This window comes from Paenibacillus mendelii, from assembly GCF_024498075.1.
GTDB lineage: Bacteria > Bacillota > Bacilli > Paenibacillales > Paenibacillaceae > Paenibacillus_Z > Paenibacillus_Z mendelii.
Genome location: NZ_JANHOF010000001.1, coordinates 117914 through 143825, shown reverse-complemented (window position 1 = coordinate 143825; position 25912 = coordinate 117914). Strand labels below are relative to the sequence as shown.

General features: G+C 45.3%; 24 protein-coding genes and 3 pseudogenes. 18 read left to right on the top strand and 9 right to left on the bottom strand.

The genetic code is table 11. The features are described from left to right. The first annotated feature begins 38 nt into the window (after positions 1-38). The gene (locus NNL21_RS00680; RefSeq protein ID WP_204815487.1) at positions 39-800 is read left to right on the top strand and encodes a phytanoyl-CoA dioxygenase family protein; all 762 of its coding nucleotides are present in this window, start codon (positions 39-41) and stop codon (positions 798-800) included. 107 nt (positions 801-907) lie between these two features. Here the strand turns inward: NNL21_RS00680 and NNL21_RS00675 are convergent, their stop codons facing one another. Both NNL21_RS00675 and NNL21_RS00670 read right to left on the bottom strand, forming a co-directional pair. After that, a complete protein-coding gene (locus tag NNL21_RS00675) occupies positions 908-1744 on the bottom strand; it encodes a phytanoyl-CoA dioxygenase family protein (RefSeq protein ID WP_204815486.1) in 837 nt (278 codons plus the stop codon). Positions 1745-1765: 21 nt separating this feature from the next. Next, entirely contained in the window at positions 1766-2620 is an 855-nt protein-coding gene (locus NNL21_RS00670) for a phytanoyl-CoA dioxygenase family protein (RefSeq protein ID WP_204815485.1), read from the bottom strand. A 124-nt stretch (positions 2621-2744) separates the two neighbouring features. Here NNL21_RS00670 and NNL21_RS00665 point away from each other — a divergent pair, with 124 nt between their 5' ends. The 5 genes and pseudogenes from NNL21_RS00665 to NNL21_RS00645 all read left to right on the top strand — a co-directional run bounded on the left by NNL21_RS00665 (position 2745) and on the right by NNL21_RS00645 (position 6938). Beyond that, on the top strand, positions 2745-3608 hold the full coding sequence (locus NNL21_RS00665; protein ID WP_204815484.1) for an AraC family transcriptional regulator: 864 nt from the start codon (positions 2745-2747) through the stop codon (positions 3606-3608). Beyond that, positions 3580-4593 carry an aminoglycoside phosphotransferase family protein gene (locus NNL21_RS00660; protein ID WP_204815483.1) on the top strand — a complete coding sequence of 338 codons (1014 nt, stop codon included), beginning with the start codon at positions 3580-3582 and terminating at the stop codon, positions 4591-4593. Before NNL21_RS00665 ends, NNL21_RS00660 begins: the two co-directional genes overlap by 29 nt. A 71-nt stretch (positions 4594-4664) precedes the next feature. After that, a pseudogene (locus tag NNL21_RS00655) lies at positions 4665-4982 on the top strand (ArsR/SmtB family transcription factor). Between the two features lie 245 nt (positions 4983-5227). Next, positions 5228-6025 (top strand): lipid II flippase Amj family protein, encoded by a 798-nt coding sequence (locus NNL21_RS00650; RefSeq protein WP_204815482.1) that lies wholly within the window; start codon positions 5228-5230, stop codon positions 6023-6025. A 172-nt stretch (positions 6026-6197) separates the two neighbouring features. Beyond that, positions 6198-6938, top strand: a complete 741-nt coding sequence (locus NNL21_RS00645; protein ID WP_204815481.1) for an ankyrin repeat domain-containing protein — start codon at positions 6198-6200, stop codon at positions 6936-6938. Positions 6939-7069: 131 nt separating this feature from the next. Here the strand turns inward: NNL21_RS00645 and NNL21_RS00640 are convergent, their stop codons facing one another. Continuing rightward, complete coding sequence (locus NNL21_RS00640) at positions 7070-7852, bottom strand: class I SAM-dependent methyltransferase (protein ID WP_204815480.1); 783 nt, start codon at positions 7850-7852, stop codon at positions 7070-7072. Positions 7853-8102: 250 nt separating this feature from the next. Between NNL21_RS00640 and NNL21_RS00635 the strand changes: the two genes are divergently transcribed. Next, positions 8103-9530, top strand: coding sequence for an MFS transporter (locus NNL21_RS00635; RefSeq protein ID WP_204815479.1), 1428 nt, complete (start codon positions 8103-8105; stop codon positions 9528-9530). A 292-nt stretch (positions 9531-9822) separates the two neighbouring features. Here the strand turns inward: NNL21_RS00635 and NNL21_RS36690 are convergent. Next, positions 9823-9945: pseudogene (locus tag NNL21_RS36690) on the bottom strand (IS110 family transposase); the annotation flags it as partial. Positions 9946-10229: 284 nt separating this feature from the next. Between NNL21_RS36690 and NNL21_RS00630 the strand changes: the two are divergent. Beyond that, positions 10230-10433: a hypothetical protein gene (locus NNL21_RS00630; protein WP_256554986.1), complete on the top strand. Its 204-nt coding sequence runs from the start codon at positions 10230-10232 to the stop codon at positions 10431-10433. Positions 10434-11203: 770 nt separating this feature from the next. Here NNL21_RS00630 and NNL21_RS00625 read toward each other — a convergent pair. After that, the gene (locus NNL21_RS00625; RefSeq protein ID WP_204815478.1) at positions 11204-11410 is read right to left on the bottom strand and encodes a DUF1657 domain-containing protein; all 207 of its coding nucleotides are present in this window, start codon (positions 11408-11410) and stop codon (positions 11204-11206) included. Further along, positions 11388-11963, bottom strand: a complete 576-nt coding sequence (locus tag NNL21_RS00620; protein ID WP_256554985.1) for a class I SAM-dependent methyltransferase — start codon at positions 11961-11963, stop codon at positions 11388-11390. The genes NNL21_RS00625 and NNL21_RS00620 overlap by 23 nt, the downstream gene beginning before the upstream one ends. 392 nt (positions 11964-12355) lie before the next feature. Here NNL21_RS00620 and NNL21_RS00615 point away from each other — a divergent pair, with 392 nt between their 5' ends. After that, positions 12356-12982, top strand: coding sequence for a YhcN/YlaJ family sporulation lipoprotein (locus NNL21_RS00615; protein WP_204815477.1), 627 nt, complete (start codon positions 12356-12358; stop codon positions 12980-12982). 73 nt (positions 12983-13055) lie between these two features. Here the strand turns inward: NNL21_RS00615 and cls are convergent, their stop codons facing one another. Further along, positions 13056-14471 carry a cardiolipin synthase gene (gene cls, locus NNL21_RS00610; RefSeq protein WP_204815476.1) on the bottom strand — a complete coding sequence of 472 codons (1416 nt, stop codon included), beginning with the start codon at positions 14469-14471 and terminating at the stop codon, positions 13056-13058. 186 nt (positions 14472-14657) lie between these two features. Between cls and NNL21_RS00605 the strand changes: the two are divergent. The 8 genes and pseudogenes from NNL21_RS00605 to NNL21_RS00570 form a co-directional block, all read left to right on the top strand. Then, positions 14658-15358: pseudogene (locus NNL21_RS00605) on the top strand (2-hydroxyglutaryl-CoA dehydratase); the annotation flags it as partial. Positions 15359-15446: 88 nt separating this feature from the next. Then, positions 15447-17036 (top strand): alkaline phosphatase family protein, encoded by a 1590-nt coding sequence (locus NNL21_RS00600; protein ID WP_204815475.1) that lies wholly within the window; start codon positions 15447-15449, stop codon positions 17034-17036. Positions 17037-17123: 87 nt separating this feature from the next. Further along, entirely contained in the window at positions 17124-17549 is a 426-nt protein-coding gene (locus tag NNL21_RS00595; RefSeq protein ID WP_204815474.1) for a Rossmann-fold NAD(P)-binding domain-containing protein, read from the top strand. A gap of 345 nt (positions 17550-17894) precedes the next feature. Beyond that, entirely contained in the window at positions 17895-18818 is a 924-nt protein-coding gene (locus tag NNL21_RS00590) for a tyrosine-type recombinase/integrase (RefSeq protein ID WP_204815473.1), read from the top strand. Positions 18819-18881: 63 nt separating this feature from the next. After that, a complete protein-coding gene (locus NNL21_RS00585) occupies positions 18882-20024 on the top strand; it encodes a serine hydrolase domain-containing protein (protein ID WP_204815472.1) in 1143 nt (380 codons plus the stop codon). Between the two features lie 144 nt (positions 20025-20168). After that, positions 20169-21212, top strand: coding sequence for a hypothetical protein (locus tag NNL21_RS00580; protein WP_204815471.1), 1044 nt, complete (start codon positions 20169-20171; stop codon positions 21210-21212). Positions 21213-21279: 67 nt separating this feature from the next. After that, entirely contained in the window at positions 21280-22068 is a 789-nt protein-coding gene (locus tag NNL21_RS00575; protein WP_204815470.1) for an ABC transporter ATP-binding protein, read from the top strand. A 217-nt stretch (positions 22069-22285) separates the two neighbouring features. Next, complete coding sequence (locus NNL21_RS00570) at positions 22286-23182, top strand: hypothetical protein (protein WP_204815469.1); 897 nt, start codon at positions 22286-22288, stop codon at positions 23180-23182. Between the two features lie 50 nt (positions 23183-23232). On the opposite strand, the gene NNL21_RS00565 is transcribed toward NNL21_RS00570, so the two are convergent. Then, positions 23233-24150, bottom strand: coding sequence for an alpha/beta fold hydrolase (locus NNL21_RS00565; protein ID WP_204816705.1), 918 nt, complete (start codon positions 24148-24150; stop codon positions 23233-23235). Positions 24151-24218: 68 nt separating this feature from the next. Continuing rightward, the gene (locus NNL21_RS00560; protein ID WP_204815468.1) at positions 24219-24986 is read right to left on the bottom strand and encodes a MerR family transcriptional regulator; all 768 of its coding nucleotides are present in this window, start codon (positions 24984-24986) and stop codon (positions 24219-24221) included. A gap of 342 nt (positions 24987-25328) precedes the next feature. On the opposite strand from NNL21_RS00560, the gene NNL21_RS00555 reads away from it, so the two are divergent. Then, complete coding sequence (locus NNL21_RS00555; protein ID WP_309145298.1) at positions 25329-25877, top strand: pentapeptide repeat-containing protein; 549 nt, start codon at positions 25329-25331, stop codon at positions 25875-25877. Positions 25878-25912: the final 35 nt, after the last annotated feature.

Below are 25912 nucleotides of genomic sequence, written 5' to 3'. Positions count from 1 at the left end.
CTAGCTTGATCCAATTTAACATGGGAGGTAGATAACGAATGTTAACGCAGGAGCAGGTTTCTTTCTTCAAAGAAAACGGTTATCTGATCGTTGATAACTTCTATACCCGAGAACAAATCGCGGAATACAAAGCAGCCTTGGAAGAAACAAGACACGCGGAAGGCGAGCATTCCTTCGTTCATAACCAGGGTGGACCTTATAGCATGTATGAGCAGAAAGTGAATTTATGGAGAGATTTCCCTAAGATTCGCGAGCTTACCTTTGACCCGCGGCGTGCCGCAATGGTTAAACAACTGACCGACGCAACGGAAGTGCGTTTATTCCACGATCACTATTTGATCAAGCCTCCGATGGATTCCCGTGCATCCAATTGGCATCAGGATCAACCCGCGTGGCCGATATCCGAAGTGGGTCCGATCAACTGTTGGATTCCTTTCCAGGATGTGACCATACAGAACGGTGCCATGGCCTATGTTGCAGGTTCCCATCGTTGGGGAGTTGTTAAGTATAAGGCGAACCGGGATGATGAGCAGATTGAAGTGGAGGGCAAATCCAGTGGGGAAACGAAAGTCGTGGCGGTTCCAATCCAAGCGGGCAGTTTCCTGTTCCACCATGGACTAACTTTGCATTATGCATATCCGAACAAGACCGATCAGCCGAGATATGCGATGACCGTCATCTATTTGCCCGACTGGACGACGTATAACGGTAATAGGCATCCAGTGACTGAAGGGCTGCACCTGACGAAGGGCCAGCGCTTCAACCATGACATGTTTCCGGTTCTGACACGAACGAGTTAACGACCAATTCTTACTCAACGTTTTCAGCAAAACAATACTGAAATAGCTGAACCGCCCAGATCGCTGCCGATCTGGGCGGTTCTTATGTGAATCCAATTAGATGGAGCTTACCACTCCCAAGGCATTCTTACCGGATAGCCGATTTTCTCGGTGCGAAGAAGCTGACGGGAGCGTTTTGGCAGCTTGTCGTAGTCTTCCTTCGGAATTTGGATCTGATAGCCGCTGCCATACCAGTCACGGTTGTAAATAAGTGCGATATTGGTTCTGCGGTAGTCTGAACGGTTAGGCGTGCCGCGGTGCCACATGCGGATGTCGCGAATGACGATGGAACCGGCGGACATGATCACTTTCTCGGAATGCATATACTCGGCCGCTCTTACAATATGCATGTGCGGATTAATCACTCCGCCCAGCGTATCCTGATTCGCACGGTCGCCGTGCATATGTGTGCCTCCCGGCCAAATTTCCAGAGGTCCGTTCTCTTCCGTCGTATCGACAAGCGGGATGTTCATCACGAGACAGAACGGCGGCAGTGGCGTGGACAAGTCCGGGAACAGCGGGTTAATGTCACAGTGAACGGCCTGATAATCGGATCCAGGCATTGGCGTGTCGGATGCGAAGTAAGTCAGCTTGCTATATTCGCCCAGCAGACCGTCCATGATGGACATCGCAATGGGATGCTCAATGATGGATGGATCGCTGAAAGGCGATTGGAACGGCAGATGCATCTGTGCCCGTTTAGTACCGGTATTATAGCCTCTGCGCTCAATATATTCATCGAACTTAGGGTCGAAAGCGGCCCGCAGCTCTGCCATTTGCTCATCGCTGTACACTTTGTCGAGTACGACATAGCCGTTTGCTTTTACTTGCTCGATGGCAATCGCGAGTTTCTCTGGTTCAAGACGGCCGTTAGAAATTTCTTCTAGTGTTAATGTCATCTTCATGGTTGGATAGCCCCCCTAGTATTATTGTTCCGTTTCTGCGGAATAAGCGATAGGAAAATAATCATTGTCAAATAGCTGACCCTCTTTGGGCCGTGGTCCAAGCAGCCGGATATTATCCACGTTATGGCCGCGGTTCTTGTATGCAGTTCCGTGCGGCATCAGATGAGCGACGACGGAAAGGCGCGGGTGATCGGAATGGTTCTGTCCCGATCCGTGAATCGTGTATGCATGGTGGAAGCTGACTTGACCTGCCTTAAGCAGCAGTGGAACTTCCTTCCAATCTTTACCGGATTCTTGGGCAATCCGAGATTTGACAGATTCCAGATCCCGATTAAAGAACGCGTCGCTGCCTTCGAGCAGTCCCCATGTATGAGAGCCGGGAACGACGGACATGCAGCCGTTCGTAAGATCCGTATCCTGCAGCGCGATCCAAGCTGTCACCAGATTTTCGTGATTGGTGCAGCGCCAATAAATATAGTCCTGGTGCCAGCCGACATTGCCCGATGCCTGCGTATCTTTGTCGCTCTTACCGGTGCCCGGTTTATAGATGACCTGATCATACCACAATCGTGCCTCGGTGCTATCCATGAGTCCGGCTGCGATTTGCCCTAGTATAGGGTTCGTGACCGTATTCTTGATGGTATCGTTAATCCACCAGGAATTGTCGATTTTCCGAAGCATCTTCGGATTGCTGTTCGGACGCCACTCATCAAGCGGAAATCCGTCACCGTCATAATCGAATGACCAGATGCGGTCATGTGCTTTGCGCATGTCCTCGATTTCTTGTTCATCAAACAACACGGGACTGACCCAATACCCATTCGTCTTGTAAAATTCGCGATCTTCCTGAGAAATACGGCCGCTTGTAACTTTCATCCTACACATCCCTCTTTTGTGTGTCATTGCTTGCGATCTATGTCCGTATTATAGTTCAAAATCGGCCCGTTGGATTGTATAATCAAATCATGATTTGTAAAATTGTAATATGAAAGTGGGGGATATGATGAGAGAGCAGCATCTGAATACGGCAACACATCTGAAAGAGCTCATCGAATTGTTCGATCTTGAATGGCATCGGTTTTCCTTCCCTTCCTTCGGTTTCTGGAGAAACAGGGGGTGGGATGGCGCAGGATCGGGATTTGAATTGCATTTCTATATCCGGGGAGAGAATACGGTCATTCAGGACAAACGAACGATATCCTTCCGGCAGGGGGATCTATATTACGCGCCGGACAACGTGCGTCACAGCGTGTGCAGCGACGGTGAGTTCGATTTGTATTATTTGGGATTTCAATTCGATAGTCCGGATTTGAATACGAGAATGCGCGATTTATTCAACCATGTGGAATTCGGTCAGGTTCCAATGTCGATGCCAGGGCTGCAGGCCGACTTTCGCGCCTTGATGACTGAGCTTCGCTTGAACCGCCAAATCTCAACTATGGCGAAGCTATATTTCCTTCATATTTTTATGAAGATCTATATGCACCAGGTTCAGAGTACGGGTTACCGCAACAAGCACGAGCAAATCGTACGTCAAGTCATTGAAGACATTCAGGAGCGGTTGGATGATGGCGGGAAAATACTATTGCCCGCGGTTGCTGAACGTTTCTCGCTGAACGAGCGGTATTTGAACCATATGTTCAAATCGGTAACGGGCATGACCATCGGAAAGTACATCCTCTCCATTCGGATCGAGAGAGCGAAGCGTCTTCTTGAAACAACATCGAAGCCGATTACGGAAATCGCGATTGTAAGCGGCTTTTACGACGGGGCTCATTTCACCAAAACGTTCAAAGCGAGCGAGTCGATGACCCCGCAGGAGTATCAGAAACAACATGCTTACATGGATATTCCACCAGATTGAACACGTTACGCAGCTGCAATATGCGATGCTGCATTTAATAATGGCGAGAGGTTGTGGGGGGAGCATGGAAGAAATAATCCATCATTTAAGAGTGAAGGTCGAGGAATTATTAAATGCGAGAGTAGATGAGATCAATAAGATCGATAATGTTCCTAATAATTCCGTTTATAAGGTTATTGTGAGCGATAAGCCCTATATTTTCAAACGATATCGACAACGAAATTGGCCAGAAGATGGAAAGCTTATGTTCGTCCATCATAAATTGATGGAGCATCAGATTGGCTGTGCCAAGATTATCGCATTTGACAGAAACGATTCCTATTTTCAAACCGGCTTTCTGCTCGAGGAATGCCTGCCTGGAGTTAACGCGGATCATGCTGCATTCGATGAGGAATTTGGAAAAGAGTTTTATGGGAAGCTTGCACGATTGATATCAAACATACATGAGATTCCTATTGAAAACTACGGCTATATCGGAGCGGGTATAGCAGATTACACATCATTTATTGAATTTATTCAGGATAAATATGATGAAATAGCGAATGGCTTGATAACCAAGAAGTTATTTGATCAAAATCACTTACTGGAGATCAAGAAAATGGTTATTGACAAGCTGCGTTCATGCGATAGCTTACCCTCTGTATTGTGTCATGGCGATCTATCAACCAAAAATGTAATCATCAATGAAGCTGGAAATCTGACTTTAATAGATTGGGATGACGCAATGTCTTATAATTGGTTAGCAGACCTATCCAGAATGACCTACTGGATGAAATTTAAGTACAATCAGCATGAGTATGAACTGTACAGAAATATTGTTCTGGAGCATTATTCAACAGTACATGCGAAGAGCGATTTTGAAGTATATGAAAACACATTCCATGTGTGGATCGGACTGGATCACTTAAATTACAATGCTAATGCTCCTCAATATCAAGACATGTTGACATACTTCAACGAAACCGTGGAAAGACTTGGTAAATAAGCAGAAACGTGAAGCAATTTCTATGATGAGTATCCGTTACTGTCAAGCCAAGCGGATCGGAGGGGGAAGATATGAATATAACAACTTTGAGCGCGCTAGCTGAACCCAACCGATTGCAAATGGTCGAACTGCTTCGATATGGCCCTCTAACCGTAACAGAAATCGCCGACCGTCTTCATATTCGGCAGCCTCAAGTTTCCAAGCACTTGAAAGTGCTCCATGAAGCACACCTTGTCTAGGTGCATCCAGATGCCAACCGCCGATTCTACCAACTACGGTCTGAGCCTCTTCAGGAAATGGACTCCTGGCTGCAAACCTTTCGCAGCATGTGGGAAGACCGGTTTGATCGGCTGGACGATTACTTGCAAGAAATCCAAGGCAATAAATAAGAGCCGGTATTAGCCATCTTGACCAACGATAGAAAAAGGAGCTCTCGTTTGCTTCATGCAAAAGAAGGGCTTTTTTTTGTATCCAATTCGAGTTCTTCTTCCCATCATGCATTATTCCTCAATAGAATCTCATGAAAAAAACTGGAAATAAATGTAGATGTTTATTTCTCTTTTTAGCTATGTTATCTCTATTTATAATTAGGCATAAGTTGCTCGTTACCTGGGATCATAATGAGGTGTGGGATATGCTAGAGCAGGTCATGCTTGTATCGCTATTTACATTTGTTATTCATCTTACAGAGACACTGACTTACTCACTTCGCTCGGCGGGGGTCCGTTTAGGGAAACTGGCAGTTGCTTTATCCCTGTCGGGAATAATCCTCCTCGTTTCAAGAACAGCTAATATGATTCAGGCTCCACTTACCGGTAAGATCATAGACTCCGCAAAACTTCATGTAGATTATAATCTAATTGACCAGCTGCGGATTATTATTGGTGCAGCTACTATGGGAACATTTACAGCATTATTGTTGTTCCCGTCAGCTGTTATACTCTCTTCCAGAGTAATATCCCATTTTGAAGTGGCAGGTTCCATACCCCGAATGGTGCGTTCTTCGGTATCTATTCAAAAGCTACAGAACGCTCGGTATCATTTGAGATATCCCAAGCTTTCCATGTTGTCACGATTGAGGATCGGCAGCTTACCCAAAAGGATAGTCGTTCTTAATTGTGTGGTGACTGCAATTTACACCATTGGTGTGTTGGCCGCGCTTCTTGCTTCAACATTAACCGCGGATTATTCGATTGCCGCATCGCAATCTTCAGGTTTAATTAATGGGATAGCGACCCTATTATTGACCATACTTATTGATCCTCAAATTGGTTTAATGACCGATAAAGTTCTTCGAGGAGAACGAGAGTTCGCTGTACTTCATCGGATATTTGGGATGTTAATGATTTCACGATTATTAGGAACGGTTCTTGCTCAGGTATTACTGATACCGGCTGCCTACTGGATTAAATGGATCGTATCCGTTCTATAGAGCCTGCGTTATTACGTGAATGCTTACACTAGTTTACAAGTTAGGTTTAGCTATCACGATTATGGGTGAGATGATTCTTAAGGAATATTTTTAGGTCATACTAATGAAGATTACATCGTAGCCAATTGTAGATTTGAAGATTCTTACTATTTGATGCATAAGGAGCGAATTTATGGAATCCATCAAACACAACGATCCAATAGTCGTGTCGTTTGTACATGCGGTTCAAACGGGCGATGTAGATGCATTGCATCGTCTCCTAGAAGAATTTCCTGAATTGGCATCCCAGAGAGTCCAAGACAGTAAAGGTATTTCTCGAACAGCTCTGCATGTTGTAAGTGACTGGCCCGGCTACTTCCCCAACGGACCTATGATCGTAGAGATGCTAATTGCTAAGGGTGCTGACCCAAATGCACCAATAATTGGGGGGAGGTACTCGGAGACACCGTTGCATTGGGCGGCCAGCAGTGACGATGTGGATGTTGCCGCTGTGTTGATCGATGGGGGAGCCGATATTGAAGGACTTGGCGGCTCCATCGGCGGCGGAAGCCCTTTGGATAATGCGGTGGGTTACGGTTGTTGGAATGTTGCTCGCCTGCTGGTACAGCGGGGCGCCCGTGTTGACAGGCTGTGGCACGCGGCAGCGCTTGGGATGATGCCTCGCATACAGGAACTTCTAGCCAGCAATTCGTCACCTGCGGCGGAAGACATTACCGAAGCTTTCTGGCAAGCGTGCCACGGTGGACAGCGGAGGGCAGCCGAATACCTGCTCTCACGAGGAGCCGACATCAATGGATCCCCTGATTATACCAACCAGACCCCTCTTGATGCGGCAGGGGGTATTGACACTCGAAGGGACACTATGGTCACCTGGTTAATAAGTATCGGTGCGAAATCATCACTGCAGAGTTGAGTACGGATACGATGACATAATCTTAACGCGTTAACGCGTGCACGTGACTGGGATTGCACACATGCGAGTAAAGCAGCCAACATGATAATGAATGTTGGCTGCTTGTTGCCTGTAAGAGTTACCATATTCGATTAGCATCTTCGAGTTAGAATAAGTTCATTGAGATAGCGTTTTGTTACTTTACCGCCATACTGCTGGTCGATCAAGGAACTTATACAATCGAAGAGCAGCTTACGATTGGTTTCATCAAGCATTCGGTGATCAGAATAGGTCGAAAGCAGATCCATATATTGCTTTGAGCTATAGGTCTCTTCGCTAACATATCTTCGTACTGAAGGTTTCTCGAACAGCCCACTTGCTTCTAGCTCATACGTAGCAGGAGCAATATCCTCAATTTGAGGGAGGCGGAGATTTGGAGGGGTACCTGGCATATATCTCTCATAACAATGCTGCACCTGATCAAAAAAAGACTGATCGCCACCCGCGACGTGACGGTAGTTGATAATTGCCAGATAACCTCCAACTCTTAGAATAGATGCTGTTTTCTGATATCGTACTTCCGGGTCGATCCAATGAAAAGAAGTTGCTGAAAGGATAAGGTCGAATGGTTCAGTCGGTGGCTTCCATTCCTCGAATGGGGCTACTTGGATATCGACATTGGGAAATGCTGCTAGATTGCATCGAGCGACGGCAGCCATCTCGGCGCCAAGCTCGACTGCAGTGATTCGAAAACCGTACTTTGCAAGCTCGATTGTGGCGATGCCAGTCCCTGGACCTATCTCTAAAGCATGTGCTTCGGAAGGCAGCTGTAGTAAATGGAACAACTCATTAAATAAAAGATCGGGATAACGATTTCGAGTACGATTATAGAGTTCTGCGACATGGTTGAATGTCGAGCGTTTCTCAGTATCCATCACAATCCCCCTTAAATATAATCCATTATACCTTTTTATCCCAAATCCTGCTTCGTTCATAGACACTTTAAATACTAGAATTGCCAAGAGATAATTGGAAGCGAATGGATGTACGAACAATGACGTAGGTTGCTTTCATATACAACATAGCGTATATTTTTTACATTGAGCAATGGGGTGTGAGGAGTTTGGTGAAAAAAGCGGATGATTTAGCCTCCTAAAAAAACATTATTTTTAGGAGGCAAATATAATGAAACCGAATATACAATCCACAGAATCTAAACGGTTACAAAAGCAAGTATCTACAACACTCTTAATCATGATATTCGCTCTATCTGTCCTAGTGGCTGCGATAACGGTGGATATGGTCAATCCAGTTCTTCCTCTTATTAGCGAGCAACTGGAAGCTTCGCAAGCTCAAGTAAGCTGGGTAGTGAGCGGTATAGCACTTATACTGGCGATCGGAGTTCCCGTTTATGGGAGCATGTCTGATTACTTCGAGCTGAAGAAGCTGTTTTCTTTTGCCGTATTGATCCTGTCGCTGGGAAGTCTGATTTGTGCTCTCGCTCCAAGCCTTCCCGTCTTGGTTTTGGGACGAATGGTTCAGGGTGCTGGAATGTCAGCCATACCGGTTCTTTCCATCGTCGCCATTTCTAAGGTTTTTCCACCGGGACAACGAGGAGGCGCTCTTGGCATCATAGCAGGCTGTATTGGTGTCGGAACAGCCGGAGGTCCGATTTTTGGAGGAGTGGTCGGTCAATTATTAGGTTGGCAATCTCTATTTTGGTTTGCGTTTTTGCTGACCATCATTGTCGTAGTTGGTGCACGCTACGCTCTGCCGGCGATCAAACCGACATTTGAGACCGGAAAGCATCGGAAATTTGATGTAATCGGAGGAGCGCTGCTTGGACTTACAGCAGGGTTGCTTCTCTTTGGTGTAACACAAGGAGAGACGGTCGGTTTTGCTTCGTTCACTTCATTAGGCAGTCTAATAGGCTCTCTATTGGCTTTGATCGGATTTGTCTGGCGCATTGTCACCGTAGAGAATCCATTTGTGCCGCCAGTCTTGTTTAAAAACAGGTTCTATGTGTGTTCGGTTATTGTAGTCGTTTTTTCGATGTTTGCTTATTTTTCAGTGCTTGTTTTCGTTCCGCTGCTGGTCGTAGAAGTGAACGGACTTTCCCCCGGACAAGCGGGAATGATCCTATTACCGGGAGGGGCGGCTGTAGCGATTCTCTCGCCATTAGTAGGTCGTATCTCAGATCGATTGGGAGAAAGACGGCTGATTATTGCAGGTGTGACAGTGATGGGGATTTCAACTTTCTACTTGTCGACCTTTGCCTCCGGTGCTTCTCCCGTTTTGGTTTCGGCGGGCGTCTTGGGCGTGGGGATCGCTTTTGCACTTACGAATTCCCCTACCAACAACGCTGCGGTAAGCGCGCTAACGAAAGAACAAGTCGGTGTAGGAATGGGAATATTCCAGGGTTCTTTATATCTCGGAGCAGGTGTAGGAGCGGGAATGATTGGGGCACTATTATCCGCTCGTCGAGAAGCCAAGAATTCCTTGAATCCCTTATACATGCTGGATGCTGTCTCTTATTCGGATGCCTTTCTGGCGGCGACTGCCGCTGTGATCATCGCCTTAGTCGCAGCATTTGGTTTGCGGAACGACAGTTAGCACGAAACGCTTCATTGATGAGGGAAATGCACGATAATAGCAGCGGCAGTCTAAGACTTTTCGAGTCCTAGTCCGCCGCTGTTTCTTTTACGATTAAGATGCTTTAACCGCGGCAGCTTATTTCTTAACTAATTAACTGGATGCGTTAACGGTAGCACAAACGAAATTGTTGCCGGTAGAGCTAACAGTTGTATGGTAATAAGGTAGTCTGACTTTCACTCATGGTCGCTCAACTATTCTAGCTAATCCCAAGAGCATGGGAAGGTATTTCTAAAAAGTGAGTGATTCTTGCTTAGCTTAGACGAAATGCTTCTTTTTTGGTCAGAATCGCATAAACCCAGTGGATCAGCTTGTTTACGCAAGCTATGACGGCCACTTTAGACGGTTTGCCTTCTGCTTGCTTTTTATCAAAGTAAACAGTTTCGGATTTCGTGAACTGCGCAGACCACACCGTAATATAGACTTTGAAAACCGCATAGATTGCGGCATTCATTCAGGCTGTCGAGAAACCTCACAGCCCTTTTTAGAATGCGCTTTTTGGCCGAAATTGACAAGAACTTATATACTTCTTCGATTAGATGAGTATCTAATGTTTATCAGTATAACAGAAGGCTGAACAGTTGTTTGGCAGTTACGCTCTTTTGGATAAACCTTCCTTAGAAGACATCATCTATTTTACCGCCAAGGGAGGACGTATTCATGCTTAATTTGTTTCGTAAAGACTTCATCGCATTAAAAAGCTCACTATGGACGATAATTGATTATCTCGCTGTATTCAGTGTCGCTTTCATACCAAAAAGCGAAATGTCGCTTTACTTTGTAGGGATCTATACAGCTTTCGGCTCGATTATTCTCGCTACGATGATCGATATCAAAAACAATAACCATAATTTTAATTTTTAAACGCAAGGTTAAGTTTAACGAATGGAAGCTCTGTGAAAGAATGAAGAAGGGTCACACCCAGCATAAATTGTCGAGTGACTAGAACATACTTTCTTTAAAATCGCATAGTTGCGACTTTTAAGTTTAAAGGACACAAGTTCTTGTCGAAATAAAATTGACAAGAACTTGTGTCCTTAGCCTCCGCTATGATTAGACTTTTATCCAGTAAGGTGCTTCATTCACTTGTAGGCTGATGCATTGAATAAATAGTTCCGAAAATACACAAATTGATAGCGTGATTTCAGTTTGTGGGAGGAATTTAATTGTCCAGGATAAGTATTGTCGACGTTAAACCGAAACAACCGACAATTTGCAGAGGGTGTATTTGGGGGAGATGGGATGGAATGAAGCAGTTTTGTCCCAAGCAATCGTGCGTTAAGTTTGAATAACAGAATCCCCGCTAGGCATAGTGCCGAGCGGGGATTTATCATAAAGAGGGGTTATATTTAGGATGCAGAATTGATTTTGGTTACACCCCTCATTTTAGCAGGATACCCAGTTCGATTGGTATTATTCGAATAAAAAGTGGGACTTCCCATTGGCTAAGCTTAACGATGCCGTACTTGTTTTGAAAACTGTTAAGACATCACTCGGCCCCCCGTCGTCACCGTTAGGGTGCGATTGAAAGGATTCAACAATTAACTTCTGATTGGAATGAGCATGTAAAAGTGAAGCAAAAGCCGATTTGCCCAATCCGTGGAATGGGAAATCGGCTTCTATCACGGCTGAATTTAAAATCCTTTATACTGGGGCTCTTCGTTTTCCAGTTGTGGAACGCGGCCTTCCACTTGTTGAATGATTTGATCCGTTTGCTGCGCTGCATTCGTGAAAAGCGTTTTAGCCTCTTGATTTTGGGTCGCCAATGCAAATTGTTCAAGGCTGGCTTGCGCGCTCTTCAAAGAAGCGACGCAAGTTTTAACTTGGGACAAAACTGTCACCCAAATCACCTCCTTCATAAGCGTAGTGGAAGGCTTCATGTGTAAAATGATCGGAAGGGATTTCGTTTTTGGGGGTAGCGGTAAAAAATAGCTCATTGTAAAGGAAGCACTTCGTAAATCTCTTCAATACTTGGCACTCGTACTGCCCCGCTTGAAACAAATTCAAATAGCTGTTTTCGTTTCGAATATATTCTCCGTCATCGTACCAATTCATAAACCGGTTGTTCCATTTTGTTCGATCGCACAAATACGGCTCCATGACAATGATTTTCCCGGCCGGTTTCAACACCCTCTCGAACTCAAGCAGATAGCGCTTGATTTGCTCATCGTCGATATGGTGAAGAACTGCGACAATGAAGATAAGGTCAATGGAATCATTTTGAACCGGAATCCTATTTTCTTTAAATGACACAAAGCGATGGTTAGGATACAGCCGATTTGCAAGCTCAACCCTCTTGACATCCGGCTCGATGCCCAAATAGAAGCTGGGTTTGAAAATGCTGCAATTCGCGCCGGTGCCGCATCCGAAATCAAGGACCGTCTTGTTCTCCAAATGGAAATGGCTTGTTATATGGTCATGTATATATTTTTTTGTGAGCCACTTCGGTCGGACTAGCCAATGATACATGTGTGGAGATAAAGGCATGTAATAAATGTTCACCACCGTTCTTTAATTTAACAAAGAATAATTTAACTCCGTTGCCCGCCAATCATTCAAGGAAAAAAATGTGAAAAAGTGCTTTTCCTCATGTGGAAAACTCTTCGTGGTGTGATATTGGCCTTTTGAACAAATAATTAAATGAGTTCTAAAATGCGTGAACCGGAGGAGGATCAAGTTGTGCCGGTTTGGTTAGAAGTTTCGCTGCGGACTTGACTTGCTATTGTGAATGTATGGACACTGGCTCGAAAGAGAAAACTATTCTAAAAAAGAAAGGAAGCCTTCATATGAAGAAACGTATGAGCACTTTTAAGGTTTCGATTATGTTGACAACAAGCCTAATGTTGTTTGCAACCGGATGTACCAACACGCAAACCGACAATAATCAGGTGAGACAGCAAACACGAGACAATTACCGAGGACCTGAAATTTTTCGCGATCGTAACAATGATGCGGATAATCGGATTAATCGTCCACTGGGAGATATTGATAATCAGAGATTAACCGATGAACGGAATGACCGGCTCGATACTAACAATTTCGGAACTTACAATGACAACGATGGTCTTAAAAATGCAGAGGACCAGGTTGAAATCGCCAATTTGGCTGCGGAAAATATAACAAAACTTAAAGGCGTTGAGCGAGCCAATGTACTTGTTACTCGGCGTAATGCTTATGTTGCAGCAGCGCTTGATGAAGATCAAAAGAAAATGACACGGGAAATTGAAGATCAGATCGCAAAGCAAGTGAGAAAGACGGATTCCGATATCCAGAATGTCTATGTATCCACGAATCCGCAATTTACGGACCGCATCAATAAGTATGTCGAAGACGTTCAACAAGGAAGGCCGGTTATCGGCTTTGTGGAACAATTCAACGAGATGGTGGCAAGAATATTTCCGAATGCTCGATAAAACCAACATCGATGAAAATCCCACCTTAACTTGCTAAGGTGGGATTTTTTCTTTTGGTAAAAGACCGCACAATCTAAAATAACGGCGAGAGCAACCGGGCAAAAACTTCTTTCGTCTTCTGAATCCTGGACCGCTTTTCGAATTCGGACAGCAAAATTTCATTGCTTGTGCTAAGATCCCGGTAAAAATCCTGTACCAATCGGTCAACAACCTTCCCGTCAAAAAAAACCGCATTGAGTTCAAACTGTCCGCAAAAGCTGCGCATATCCATATTTGCGCTGCCGGAACATGCCAAGTTATCGGAAATAATCACTTTGGCATGGATGAACCCTTTTTGATAGCAATAAAACCGTACTCCTGCCTGCAGCAATTCCTGGACATAGGACAAAGAAGCGTTATAAATAAGTTTTTTATCAGGAACGGCTGGTATAATGACCCGAACGTCGATTCCGCTGATGACGGCTGTTTTTAGAGCCAATAAGACGCCGGGGTCAGGAATGAAATAAGGCGTCTCAATATAAATCCGCTTCTTTGCCGTGACGATGATGGAGAATATAAGCTCCAGTATCGTTTCGTCCGGACCGCTTTTTACGATTTGCACAAGTTCTTTCCCTGGACATTCCTGAATGGGGTAATACACAGAATCGGTTATGGTTTGCTCTTTGACCAAATACCAATCCGTCAAAAAAGTATATTGAATCCACAGTACCGCATCCCCTGTTAAGCAGAAATGAGTATCCCGCCAGTAACCGAATTTCGGATCCTTGCCCACGTATTCATCCCCGATATTCAACCCGCCGAAGAAACCGATTTTCCCATCCACAACCACGATTTTGCGGTGATTGCGGTAATTGATCCGCTTATCGAAGAATGTGACGAGCGGAGGAAAAAAACACCCTGTTTCCACGCCGGCATCCCGGAGCTGTTGTAAAAAGACTTTCCCCAATAGACGGCTGCCGATCCCATCATATAACAGCCGTACTTTGATCCCTTCCCGCGCTTTCCGGATCAACAACTGCTTGAATCGGGTACCGAGATAATCATCGCGTATAATGTAAAATTCTATATGGATATGGTGCTTGGCCGCGGCAATCGATTCCAACATTGATTCATAGGCTTCTTCCCCTTCGGTATAGACCGTCACTTCATTGCAAGCCGTAATGGGAACAGAGGTTATGTTTTTGAGAGATGCATGCATGATGTTCTCTCGCCATACGTTTGCCTCGGGCATATCTTTGGTTATTCGCCGGTTGCACCGATTGATAAGGTCGGCCTTGAATTGTTTCCAATGCCTATTATTCTTACGCCGAAGAGTACGTTGGCAAGAGTATTCTTTCGCCAAGAAATAATACAGAAAGAAACCGAGCAGCGGGAAGATAAACAAGACGATAAGCCAAGTAACCGCTTTGTTCGGTCGGCGATATTCGACGATGATGATGGATGCGATTTGGATGATAAACACCATGAGAGCAATAATGATCCAAAGCAATGGTTTCGTCTCGCCTCCTTAGTCTGTATCTCTTTCGGTACTTAAACTTCGGTTAAGCATTTAGATGTATTTTGTATAGAGCGCCATATTTTTACGCAGGATACCAACTATGATTTTTTATTTAAACAAGTCACCGGCGGAGAATCTTTCTTAAATTGGACACTTCGTTTTTCGTCAGCTTTCTGATCGGTTACCGCTTGGATTCTGTTCCTTATCTGGTCGGGACGGTATGATACCCGGATGCGGATGAGTTTACGGGAGGCGGATACCGGACATCACGGATTAAAAGGGAAAAAACCTACGTTATGCATGCTGGCACTTGCCGACCGGGGAATCCATTTTCAAAACCTACGCCCGGATGATCAGACTTCACGGTTATCATTTGCCTGACACGGATGAGATATCCAAGGGTTGCGCATGACCATTACAACAACCAGCTGCGAGGCGGAGAAGGCCATATGGAAGTAGGCAAACTGATTCTGAACGTGGTCAAACGAAAAGTCAATATGACCATCTCCGTCAAGCCATTCGGATGCATGCCATCTTCCGGCGTATCGGACGGTGTCCAACCGTTGATCACCGAAAGATACCCTGATGCTATCTTTCTGCCGATCGAGACGACCGGCGACGGGGCGATCAACGTTTACAGCCGGGTGCAGATGATGCTGTTCAAGGCTAAGCAGGCGGCAAAGAAAGAGCTCGACGAAGCATTGGCGAAAACGGGTTTTACGGAAGAGACGCTGTTGAGAAGTACTAAGTTTGTCGATCCTCTTTACGCAGGCCGTCACGTTGTCGCTTGTACGGCTGCCAATGCGGTATACGACATGCCCGCAGGATTGTTCAACCGAATTCTCTTCCGAAAAAGGGCGATGGAACATGTAAAGTAAATGGATCATTGTTCGTAAAAAGAGGGAAGGGACATTTCAGGGTATTGTCTCTTTCATTTAAACTTGGAGATTAAAAAGGGGTAAGCCGATGCTCGCAAGAAATAGGAATGCCATTATGCTTGTGTTATGTCTAAGTTTACTTGTTACTGCCGGTTGTCGGACGGAAACCGGCGAACAGACGAATCAACTGAAGGCCAAGTCAAATATCGCGTCCAATCAAACCGCCAAACCTGTCGTCTTGATTATGATTGATTCTATAATAAACAAGTCTCTGCTTAAAGCGATACAAGAAGGACGTGCTCCCGCATTGCAGTATCTGATAAAAAACGGGCAATATTATCAAAATGTCGTCAGTTCGTTTCCCACGATGTCCGTGACGATTGACAGCTCGTTATTAACGGGAACGTATGCGGACCGGCACCATGTGCCTGGACTTGTCTGGTACAGCAGCGCAGAAAATCGCATGATTTTCTACGGCAATGGCGCCAAGGAATCGCTAAAAATCGATCAACTGCAAGTCTTTCTAGATGCCGTTTACCAGTTAAATCAAGTTCAATTGAACAAAAAAACGAAAACGATTCACGAAGAATTGGCGGAAAAAGGGAAAGACTCGGCTTCGGTCAATGCCATAATTTTCAGGGGGAAAACGCAGCATACCCTGAATGTACCGCCGTGGATCGCTTACAGTACGCGTTTGCCGGAACACATCAACGTAACGGGGCCGAAATGGTTATCCTACGCGGCGCTTGCGCAACAAAATCCGAAGAATGACTGGAATACCCCAGCTTGGAAAAAATTCGGTATGAATGACGAATTTTCTGCGCAAGAGCTCGCATATTTGATTAAACAAAACAAACTTCCGAATGTTACCATCGCTTACTTTCCGGAAAATGATAATACCGTACATAGAAAAGGCCCTGCCGAGTTGGGGGGGATCGAGAAAGCCGATCAAGCACTGCAGGACGTGCTTAACGCTTACGGTTCATGGGAGCAAGCTTTGAAAAGCTCGGTATGGATCGTCATGGGAGACAGTGCGCAAAGCTATGTATATGATGATCGGGATAGATCCATTGTTGATTTAAGGCCGCTATTGAACCGGTACCGCATCGCAAAATTGAATGAATCCGTAAGCAGTGAAGACCAAATCGTGATTTCCACTAACGAACGGATGGCTTATGTGTATGCGATCGATCCCAAGATCGCGCTACCCGATATCGTGAAGCTTCTGAAAAACGAGAAGAAGCTCGATATCATTGCCATGAAAGACGGGGAAAATATTCGTATTGCTGCAGGGAAGAGCGACAAAATGTTCACATATCGTCCCGGTGTAAAATACTCGGATGAATACGGGCAATCGTGGACATTATCGGGCGACCCCGAACTCGTGGATATTTCGATAACGAACAATAAACTGAAGTATGGAAAGTATCCCGACGTACTCGCACGATTATATGGGGCCATGTATTCTCATGACGGAAGCTACGTTGTCGTTACGGTACAGCCCGGTTATGAACTCATCGGTGAAAGTTCCCCTACCCACGTCGGCGGAGGTGCGCACGGTTCACTGCATGAATTGGATTCCTTAGTTCCATTAATCGTATCCGGAACGAAGACCCGGCCCAAAACACTGCGAATTGTTGATATCAAAGACTGGATTCTTAAATTGGCGAACGGATAAGTAAAGGTGCCGGCCGGCACATTTACGGACGATCTTCGTCTGACGTAAGAATAGAGGGGTACCGTTGAAGATCAGGACATACTGCGTATGAACTACTATGCAGAGGCCATCATTAAGGAAGCACAGATGTCTTTAGCACATGGCGTGCTCACGGGTCTCACTGAAAACAAAGTCGCCTTTCTCTCACGCGACGACCTCGCAGCAGCTGCAGCCGGACTTCTGGTCAGCGAAGGTCATAATGGTGCAATCTATACAGGGACCGGATCAGTAAGTATGACTGGTGCTATCGCTAAAGCTAGCGGTAAACCATTGGCGTTCATGACACTGCCACTTGAGATGCTCCAAGGACAGCTCCAGCAGATGGGACTTCCGACAGACGTTATCACTAGCATTGTGAGTATTCAACAGAACTTCTCTAATGGGGACTTTGATATCGTTACTGGAGACATTGAGAAACTGTCTGGCCAACCACCACAAAGCTTTGAATCGATCTTGGCAACCGCATTCCAGTAATATACTCTTTCGAACACAATACGGCTACGGCAACCGGCAAAACGGGTTGCCGTAGCCGTTTTTCGTTACTAAAGGGGGAACTTAGGATTTTAGAAGGGAATAATCAGCGCATATAATGTGGCACATCATATAAAGGGATCGGATTGATTTCTTTGAGGGAACGTATATATGCTATAATAACTGCGCGAAACAAATATTTGACGTACTTTTATTTGGAAACGATTTGTTTAACGAGTCACGGATAGATGAGGATGAGCTACTTATTCTTTTGTAGAAACGCGAGTTATTTCCTGGAAAATACCAACTAGAAGAGAGATTCAGACATGAATATACTGAGGAAGCACCATGGCTAGAAATTACCTATTGGAAGAAACCTATGCAAAGGCTCTTCAAGCGTTTACGATCTGGATGAAACAATCCGGGTATACGGAAGCGACGAAGAAAGAGTATCTGCGGGAAGTGAACGACTATTTGCTTTCATTAGACGAAATGCCCGTGCAGCAGGCGGGGAAGATGAATGTCGTCAGTTTCCTGGTATCCAAGCAGGATACTGCGGGGGATAAGACGAGGAATCGTTCCCTCTCCGCGATCAGGTCTTTCTATGCGGCTTTGATCGATTTTGAGTTGGCATCCAGAAATCCCGCCTTAGAAGTGAAAAAGTCCAAAACAGAGAAGAATCGAAATCCTGTATATTTGGAAGAAGACGACCTTGAGAAAGCACTTACTTATGTGGATGGACGCTACCGCGATCGGAATATAACGATCTTTCTATTGATGGGCTATTGCGGATTGCGTGTAGGCGAGGTGCACAAAATTAATCTATCCCATTTCAAAAAAGCCAAGGGTACGTTAGAGATTCTAGGCAAAGGGCGAAAGTGGAATGAGATTCCGCTTCCTGAGCTGTTAATCCAGTACCTTTCTATAGTTGAAGAGGCTAGAATTAAACCATATAGCATCAAAGAGGATGCGTTCTTCGTTTCTCAGAAAGGGAGAAGACTGTCCATACGCCAGATTCAAAAGATAGCTTCACAAACCTTTGATGATTTTAAATTAGATCATCCCCATCTGACAGATTTGAAACTGTCATGTCATAAACTAAGACATTCTTTCGCGACGATGCTTCTGAATAATCAGGTCGATATACGGGTCGTAAAAGAATTGTTGGGCCATGCTTCGATCGAAACCACGATGATCTATACCCATATCAATGATGAGCAGAAACGTAGCGCTATGACAACGATTAAGGTTCCGTTAATAGCAAAGTTATAAATCATATCTCACAAATTATGGTATAGTTTGTAGGAGAACAAGTACAGAATAGAAGGTGATCCAATGACAGCTATAACTGAAAATTTGATCAGACGTATTGATAACAATGAAATTGCAGGAGCAGCAGCTGTTGTTCTGCAGAATGGACAAATCATCTATTCCCAGACAGTCGGATACGCGAATATGGATAAGAAAGAAGAAGTGAAGGCCAATACGATATATCGCCTTGCATCCATGACCAAGCCGATCCTAGCGGTGGCAGCTTTACTATTAGTGGAGCAAGGGAAGCTCAAGCTTACCGATCCAATTCATGCTTACTTGCCTGAGTATGCTGCTATGAAAGCTGTCGTATCAGATCGCTCGGCAGGAGAGAATGCTTCAGATTATGCGGTTGAACCTGCAGAACGATACATCTGCATCATAGATCTGCTAAATCATACGAGTGGTCTTGGAATGGGCCAGGTCAGTCAGGAAGCTAGTGCGAAGGTTATGTCAGCAGAGGATACGTTGGAAGAACGGATTTCCAAGTGGAGTACAATCGTTCTTGATTTTCAGCCGGGAACCGCGACTGGATATAGTGGGTTACTTGCTTTTGATATTCTAGGTAGAATTATTGAAGTGGTATCCGGTCTTGATTTACAACAATTCTTAATCACACATCTATTCGAACCGCTGCAGATGCCCGATACCCGATTTATTTTATCGGAAGAGCAGAAGAAAAGAACAGCTGTGCTTTATGAAGCGAACGAAGGCAGCCTCAATGATGTAACCCGTACCGACTTGCTCGCATCGATTGTGGATGCCAACCGTAACGGGTATTTTTCGGGCGCAGCTGGACTGTTCGGAACGGCGCAGGACTATCTTCGGTTTGTTCAGATGTTAGTTAATGAAGGGGAGTATGAGGGGGTGCGCATACTCAAGAGAGAGTCGATCATAGAGATGCGTTCGAATCAATTGCCTGAGAAATTGTATGCAGGCCAAGTGTGGGGGCTTGGGGTTCGTGTTATTGTGGATAAAGAGAATGCCGATACTTCTCTGACGAATGGCAGCTATGGTTGGAGCGGGGCATACGGCACTCATTTTTGGGTAGATCCTGAGAAGGGACTGGCTGCTTTGCTCATGATGAATCTATCTAATATTGGCGGAGCGAGTTCCCCTGTAGCCAAAGAGTTTGAACAAGCGGTGTATGCATCCTGTGAAATTTGATAAAGTCCATAAACCCACGAGAACAGACTGCTTGAAGGCGGTCTGTTTGTAGTCTTATTGGATATGAATGGGGGGTAAAGAGTCATCCTTACGATTAATCTATAATGCCGTCAAGTGAAACTTTATAATAGGAGGTTGATATTGATGAGAGTTGGAAACGCGAGAACTGCAGCGACGGAATGGGTGATGAAGTTTGCCAGCCGGGAGAATTGGTTTCGGGGGGCTTATTTCAGCGGTTCGACGGTTGGGCTCCCTGACGATCAGGAGTTATCCGCTGCTTCAGATATTGACGTCGTGGTCGTTACAGCCGAGAAAGAGCCTCCGCTCAAGCTCGGGAAGTTCGTCTTCCAAGGCGCTCTGCTGGAGATCACCTATCTATCCTGGAATGAGTTCGCTTCATTCGAAGAGATTCTGAGCTCCTATCACCTCGCAGGCAGTTTTCGTATGGACACCATCATTATTGATCCTACGGGACATTTGCGGCAATTGCAAACTCAGGTATCTCAGCACTTCGCTGAGCGGGAGTGGGTAGAGCGCCGATGTGAGAATGCCCGGCAGAAGGTGGAGAATGGGCTTAGGGCGATCGATATCTCAGCACCGCTGCATGATCGTGTGACCTCATGGCTGTTCCCGACTGCTGTTATGACCCATGTCCTTCTCGTAGCAGCGCTCCGTAATCCCACTGTGCGGCTCCGTTACCTTGCTGCCCGTGAAGTTCTTACGGAATACGGACATGCTAGTCTCTATCCCGAACTATTGGAGCTGCTCGGCTGTACACATCTGACGCCTCAACGTGTTGAGCATCATCTCAATGAGCTAGCTCGCACATTCGATGCCGCTGCAGCCGTGGCCACGACACCGTTCTTCTTCAGTACGGATATTACAGCTTCAGCGCGATCGATCGCGATCGACGGTAGTCTTGATCTCATTCACAGCGGAAATCATCATGAAGCGATTTTCTGGATCGTTGCGACCTTCGCACGCTGTCACAAGATTCTTGCTGCCGATGCTCCTCCGGAATTGCAGCATTCGCTTGTTCCTGCTTTTGAGGCGATGGTAGCTGACCTTGGTATAAACTCGGCACAGGATTTACGCCATCGATCCGAGGACGGCATTCAGTTTCTGCCTCGACTTTGGAAGACTACTGAGGCAATAATGAATGCTAATCCTGGAATCGTGGCCAAATAATAATCGATAGCAATCACATACTACGTTGCTGTATCCATGTTGAAATCAGAGGATGGGAGTTTACACCATGAATTCAGTTATTGATATTAAGGACGTGTCCTGGCGGAGAGATAACCAAACCATAATCGATCATGTGAATTGGAGGGTCAATCCTGGCGAGCACTGGGCTGTGCTGGGCTTGAACGGTTCAGGGAAGACGACGCTTCTTAATATGATTAATGGCTATATCTGGCCGACAGAGGGTCAAGTTTCGGTCTTGGGTCATCGCTTTGGTGAGGTGGATCTCCGCGTGCTGCGCAAATCGATCGGCTGGGTCAGCTCTTCGCTGCAGGAAAGAATCCATGCGAATGAACGTACCCAGCATGTCGTCATTAGCGGCAAGCATGCATCGATTGGTCTCTATGATAAACCGACCGAAGAGGACTACGAACAGGCGGCGATGTGGATGAAGCAGCTTGGGTGCGCCCATCTCATTGACCGTGTCTATCAGGGCTGTTCACAAGGGGAGAAGCAGAAGATCTTGATTGCCCGGGCGTTGATGGCTTCTCCGAAGCTGCTGGTTTTGGATGAAGCCTGCAATGGTCTGGATTTTATATCGAGAGAAGCGTTGCTCAAGAGCATCCGAGAGCTGGCAGCAGCTCCGGAGGCGCCTCACATGCTGTTTGTAACCCACCACATCGAGGAAATCGTTCCGAATTTTACGCATACGATTCTGATCCGGCGTGGAACGGTGTTTGCTCAAGGGCGAACCAATGAAGTACTAAGCAGCGCTGTGTTATCCGATTTTTTTGAAACACCGGTAGAAGTGAACTGGAATCACAATCGCGCATGGCTATCTGCAGCTATTAGCGAGTAATGCATGATATAGGATGTTAGCACTCTAAATTATGTTTGACTTTATAATGTCGAGCAGGTCGCCGCGGCGGCCTGCTTCTTCGTATATGGACGGCAGCACAGGCCTATTTTTCGAAGTGCTTCACGATCATAGACTAGAAATAATAAGTACATATTGTTAATGAATGCCAGATTAAAGTACAATAACCAGTGAGATTATGGAAAAAGAGGTGAGGGACATGTCGAATATGGATGCATCTCGAATGCTATTAGAGAGATTAATAGATACGAAGGGATTGGCCGTTAGAACGAACCAACATGATGATGCCTTCTGGTATACGTCAGGAAGACCGGGTCCATACTATATCAACACCCAGAATATCGCTGGTGCACATGCTGCCAAGCACCTATTAACGCAAATTACGAATCTCTTAAAAGAGACAGAGTCAAGAGAGCGGCAAGTGATTGAGATCGCTGCCATGATTAATCAAACGGTACAAGATGATCCGTCGTACTTGAAATCCATTGATACGCTGGTCGATTATTATCTATCGCATAGCAGCACCAGACCGTCCATCATTTCCGGCGGTGAACGCAGAGATTGGTTCTTTTCAATTCCCGTTGCTGCTAGACTGGGGATTCCTCATATTTTCCTATTCAAATCCGGAGACTTGTTCGTCACCGATCATGAGGGCAAGCCGCTCGACCTCGCCATAAAGGACATGGAGGTCTTGCACGTATCCGATATCATTAATCAAGCCAGCAGTTATGTGAATAGATGGATACCGATATTGAGTAAGGCCGGAGTGAGTCTTACCGAAACGCTAACCGTAGCCGTCCGCAGTCAAGTAGGTAGGGATAGTCTGGCGCGCAGCCATGTTCATGTCGTTGCACCTCTAAGCGTAGACCCATCCTTATTTAAACAGGCACTGGATCTGGAGTTGATACCTACGTATGCTTACAACGAAATCATCCAGTTCTATGATTCACCAAGAGAATGGACAAGAAGATATCTCTCTGAAGTGAATCTGGAGCAATCCGAAGTCTTGGATCCGGTAAAGAGGGAACGCCTGAGCTTCTTCAAAGAAAACGATATCTACCACTTAAAAGAGGAATTTCCAAGGTTCTTTCAATGATGGATTGCGACTTAGACTAACGTATGGTCATCGAGATCTCATAAGTCCGTTTAACTACCGTTGTCATCACGGGAATGCAGCTTCACAAACTCGAGTATTCTCGTATTGATTTCATCCGCGAACTCCCCATTGATGGCATGCGATGCATTCGGCCAATTCATAATATCAATATCTTGTACTAGCTTCTTTCCTTGGGCTACAGCTTGTTCAGAATTATGCATCGTACTGTTCTCGGCCATGATCGCCAGAACGGGTACCGATATGCTTTTCAACTCTTCATCGCTTATTTGATCCGGTCCCGGCAATTTGAGTTTATAGTTGCGCATGCCTGACTCGATTAATTTAGCAATGGGTTCACTGTCATCGGCTTTGGCTCCACCGGCGATGTAACTTAGCATCTTTTCCCGGATGAATTTCGGTACGAAGGGAACAGAGGCTGGGATGGATGCAAGGATCATTTTGATCGAGATAGGTTGAAAGACGAAGACAGGATCCAGCAAGCTAACTGAAGCTATCTTCTCTGGATTATAACGGAGCAGATTCATTGTCGTCCATCCACCGATGGATACACCCATAAGGTGCACGTTGTCTACATCCAGAGAAGTTAGTACTTCATGCAGCCATTGAGCCTGGTCTTCCTGAGTTTTGATCTCTTTAGTCTGAACACTCATTCCCGGCTCTCCGAGCAGATCAATTGTATACACGGGCCTTTCACCCATCAGTCCCTCCAAGTTAGGTTCCCACATGGGAGTGGAGGAAGAGCGACCTGGCAGCAGAAGAATGGGCTCCTTGTGCTTGTTCTCCTCCTTCGTGAAATAGTAGATACGGACGGTGCCAAACTCCGTCTCTATGTCACGTGTATCAACCGGCTGCGGAAGGAGTGACATCGCTTCCTGGTATGCGGATTGGAAATCCTGCTCGCCTTCGTCGGAGGTGAAATGGCCGATCGTGGAGTCATCCCTAAATATAAATAGAAGCGCCGTACCCACGATGACTATAACAAGAAATCCAATGAGAAACCTCTTCATAAACCTCTTCATGTCAAATCCTCTTTCCTAAGATAGTAATGATAAGCATTTTCGATAAAATCATCGCAATAATCCATTAATAATTTGTCCTCAGCAGGCCAGCTCTCACTCTGTTGATTGGTTCTCAAATAAGCCTCCATCATCTCTTTATTGTCATTCGTCGCCAGATGGATGAAGGCAGCCCATTTCTTGCCGAGCCGATAACCAGAATCGCTATCGGGCTTGATTCCGTTATACTTCAGGGAGATGGCTTCCAAGAGCAATCTTTTCCATCTCCAGTAAATCTCAACGGTCTTATCATGATCGGGATCATTCTCTTGAAAGGCAGCAGTCGTCTTAGGATCAAACGCGATATTTGTGTATTCCAATATGGTGCTTTTATTCAAGTGAAGGGTTAGCTTCATGATCGCTTCCAAGTTATAATCGTTATCCGTTGTCATCGTTGATAGGATGGCACCAATGACGGCCATATCCGCTTTAATCTCCATTTCCTTCCTGAAAAGCATCTCTTGCTGCTGTTCTAAGATTCGCATCAAATCCTGGTGATTATTGTAGCTTAAGCAGTTTTGTTGGATTTCTTTTAAAGACAGACCCAGTTTTCTGTAGAAAAGAATTTGCTGCAGCTTCACCAAATCGCTTTCATTATAAAGCCTCGAGTTTTTGTCGCCGTAGCGTTTGGCCACTAGCAGACCGATTTTGTCATAATATTGAATGGTCCGGATTGTTGTACCGGTAAGTTCCGCTAGTCGGCCCACGGTATATAGTGTTTCATTCATACGTTCACCTCCTTGCTTCCATTTAAGCATATGACGTTACGTCACGAGCAAGCGATATTATAAAATCTTCCACTGTGGGAGAATTGTAATGGACATGAGGTATTGCATTAATGAAGAGGGGGAGATGCGGGGGATTCAAGGCTTGCTTACAAACACATGTTCTGATAGTCTGTGAATAAGAACAAGGGAATAAGCTCTTGAAAAGTAACTTATTAATTCGATCCAAAGTGAGGAAGCTGCATGATAAATATAAAGAAAGATTTGAAATTAGAATCACCTAGAATACCCGTGAATCTACCCGAACTTAGCATTCCAGACATACAATCGGAGGATTTCTTCGAAATGGGCGTCGTGAGTGACGTTTCCTTGGATAATCGTGAAGCTGGCAAAGTATCCTTTGACAAAATCATATTCAATAACGTAACCTTCACGGACTCATCCTTTCATCAGATTGAGCTCACGGACGTTATATTCGAGAAATGTGACCTATCGAATGTTGATTTCAGTTACGCAATTATACATCGAACAGAGTTCAGAAACTGTAAGCTTGTCGGAACAGATCTGTCTCAATCTACGATCATGAATGTTGTCTTTAGTCATTGTATGGGCAATTACGCCACATTTCGTTTTGCGCAGTTCAAGCAGGTCATAATCCATGAATGTTCGTTCCAGAATGCGGATTTGTACAACTCCAAATTGAAAAAAATGTCATTGCTCAAGACCAATATCGATCAAGCTCAATTAGCGGGTGTGAATTTAGAAGGAATGGATTTGAGCGATTGCGAATTTGATGGATTAGGCGTTGAGGTAGAGGATCTGAGAGGTTGTATCATTTCCCGGGAACAAGCTTACGTATTCGCAAATCTCTTCGGGTTAATCGTTAAAGATTAACTGAATCTATTCTGAAGTTAACATATTATTGAACA

Excerpts from the sequence above, each read along its gene's own strand:
- NNL21_RS00595 (WP_204815474.1), top strand. The coding sequence starts at position 17,124 with ATGAACTACTATGCAGAGGCCATCATTAAGGAAGCACAGATGTCTTTA.
- NNL21_RS00660 (WP_204815483.1), top strand. The coding sequence starts at position 3,580 with ATGCTTACATGGATATTCCACCAGATTGAACACGTTACGCAGCTGCAA.
- NNL21_RS00675 (WP_204815486.1), bottom strand. The coding sequence starts at position 1,744 with ATGAAGATGACATTAACACTAGAAGAAATTTCTAACGGCCGTCTTGAA.
- NNL21_RS00590 (WP_204815473.1), top strand. The coding sequence starts at position 17,895 with ATGGCTAGAAATTACCTATTGGAAGAAACCTATGCAAAGGCTCTTCAA.
- NNL21_RS00585 (WP_204815472.1), top strand. The coding sequence starts at position 18,882 with ATGACAGCTATAACTGAAAATTTGATCAGACGTATTGATAACAATGAA.
- NNL21_RS00615 (WP_204815477.1), top strand. The coding sequence starts at position 12,356 with ATGAAGAAACGTATGAGCACTTTTAAGGTTTCGATTATGTTGACAACA.
- NNL21_RS00630 (WP_256554986.1), top strand. The coding sequence starts at position 10,230 with ATGCTTAATTTGTTTCGTAAAGACTTCATCGCATTAAAAAGCTCACTA.
- NNL21_RS00635 (WP_204815479.1), top strand. The coding sequence starts at position 8,103 with ATGAAACCGAATATACAATCCACAGAATCTAAACGGTTACAAAAGCAA.
- NNL21_RS00645 (WP_204815481.1), top strand. The coding sequence starts at position 6,198 with ATGGAATCCATCAAACACAACGATCCAATAGTCGTGTCGTTTGTACAT.
- NNL21_RS00670 (WP_204815485.1), bottom strand. The coding sequence starts at position 2,620 with ATGAAAGTTACAAGCGGCCGTATTTCTCAGGAAGATCGCGAATTTTAC.
- NNL21_RS00570 (WP_204815469.1), top strand. The coding sequence starts at position 22,286 with ATGTCGAATATGGATGCATCTCGAATGCTATTAGAGAGATTAATAGAT.
- NNL21_RS00575 (WP_204815470.1), top strand. The coding sequence starts at position 21,280 with ATGAATTCAGTTATTGATATTAAGGACGTGTCCTGGCGGAGAGATAAC.
- NNL21_RS00665 (WP_204815484.1), top strand. The coding sequence starts at position 2,745 with ATGATGAGAGAGCAGCATCTGAATACGGCAACACATCTGAAAGAGCTC.
- NNL21_RS00600 (WP_204815475.1), top strand. The coding sequence starts at position 15,447 with ATGCTCGCAAGAAATAGGAATGCCATTATGCTTGTGTTATGTCTAAGT.
- NNL21_RS00650 (WP_204815482.1), top strand. The coding sequence starts at position 5,228 with ATGCTAGAGCAGGTCATGCTTGTATCGCTATTTACATTTGTTATTCAT.
- NNL21_RS00680 (WP_204815487.1), top strand. The coding sequence starts at position 39 with ATGTTAACGCAGGAGCAGGTTTCTTTCTTCAAAGAAAACGGTTATCTG.
- NNL21_RS00580 (WP_204815471.1), top strand. The coding sequence starts at position 20,169 with ATGAGAGTTGGAAACGCGAGAACTGCAGCGACGGAATGGGTGATGAAG.
- NNL21_RS00555 (WP_309145298.1), top strand. The coding sequence starts at position 25,329 with ATGGGCGTCGTGAGTGACGTTTCCTTGGATAATCGTGAAGCTGGCAAA.
- NNL21_RS00560 (WP_204815468.1), bottom strand. The coding sequence starts at position 24,986 with ATGAATGAAACACTATATACCGTGGGCCGACTAGCGGAACTTACCGGT.
- NNL21_RS00640 (WP_204815480.1), bottom strand. The coding sequence starts at position 7,852 with ATGGATACTGAGAAACGCTCGACATTCAACCATGTCGCAGAACTCTAT.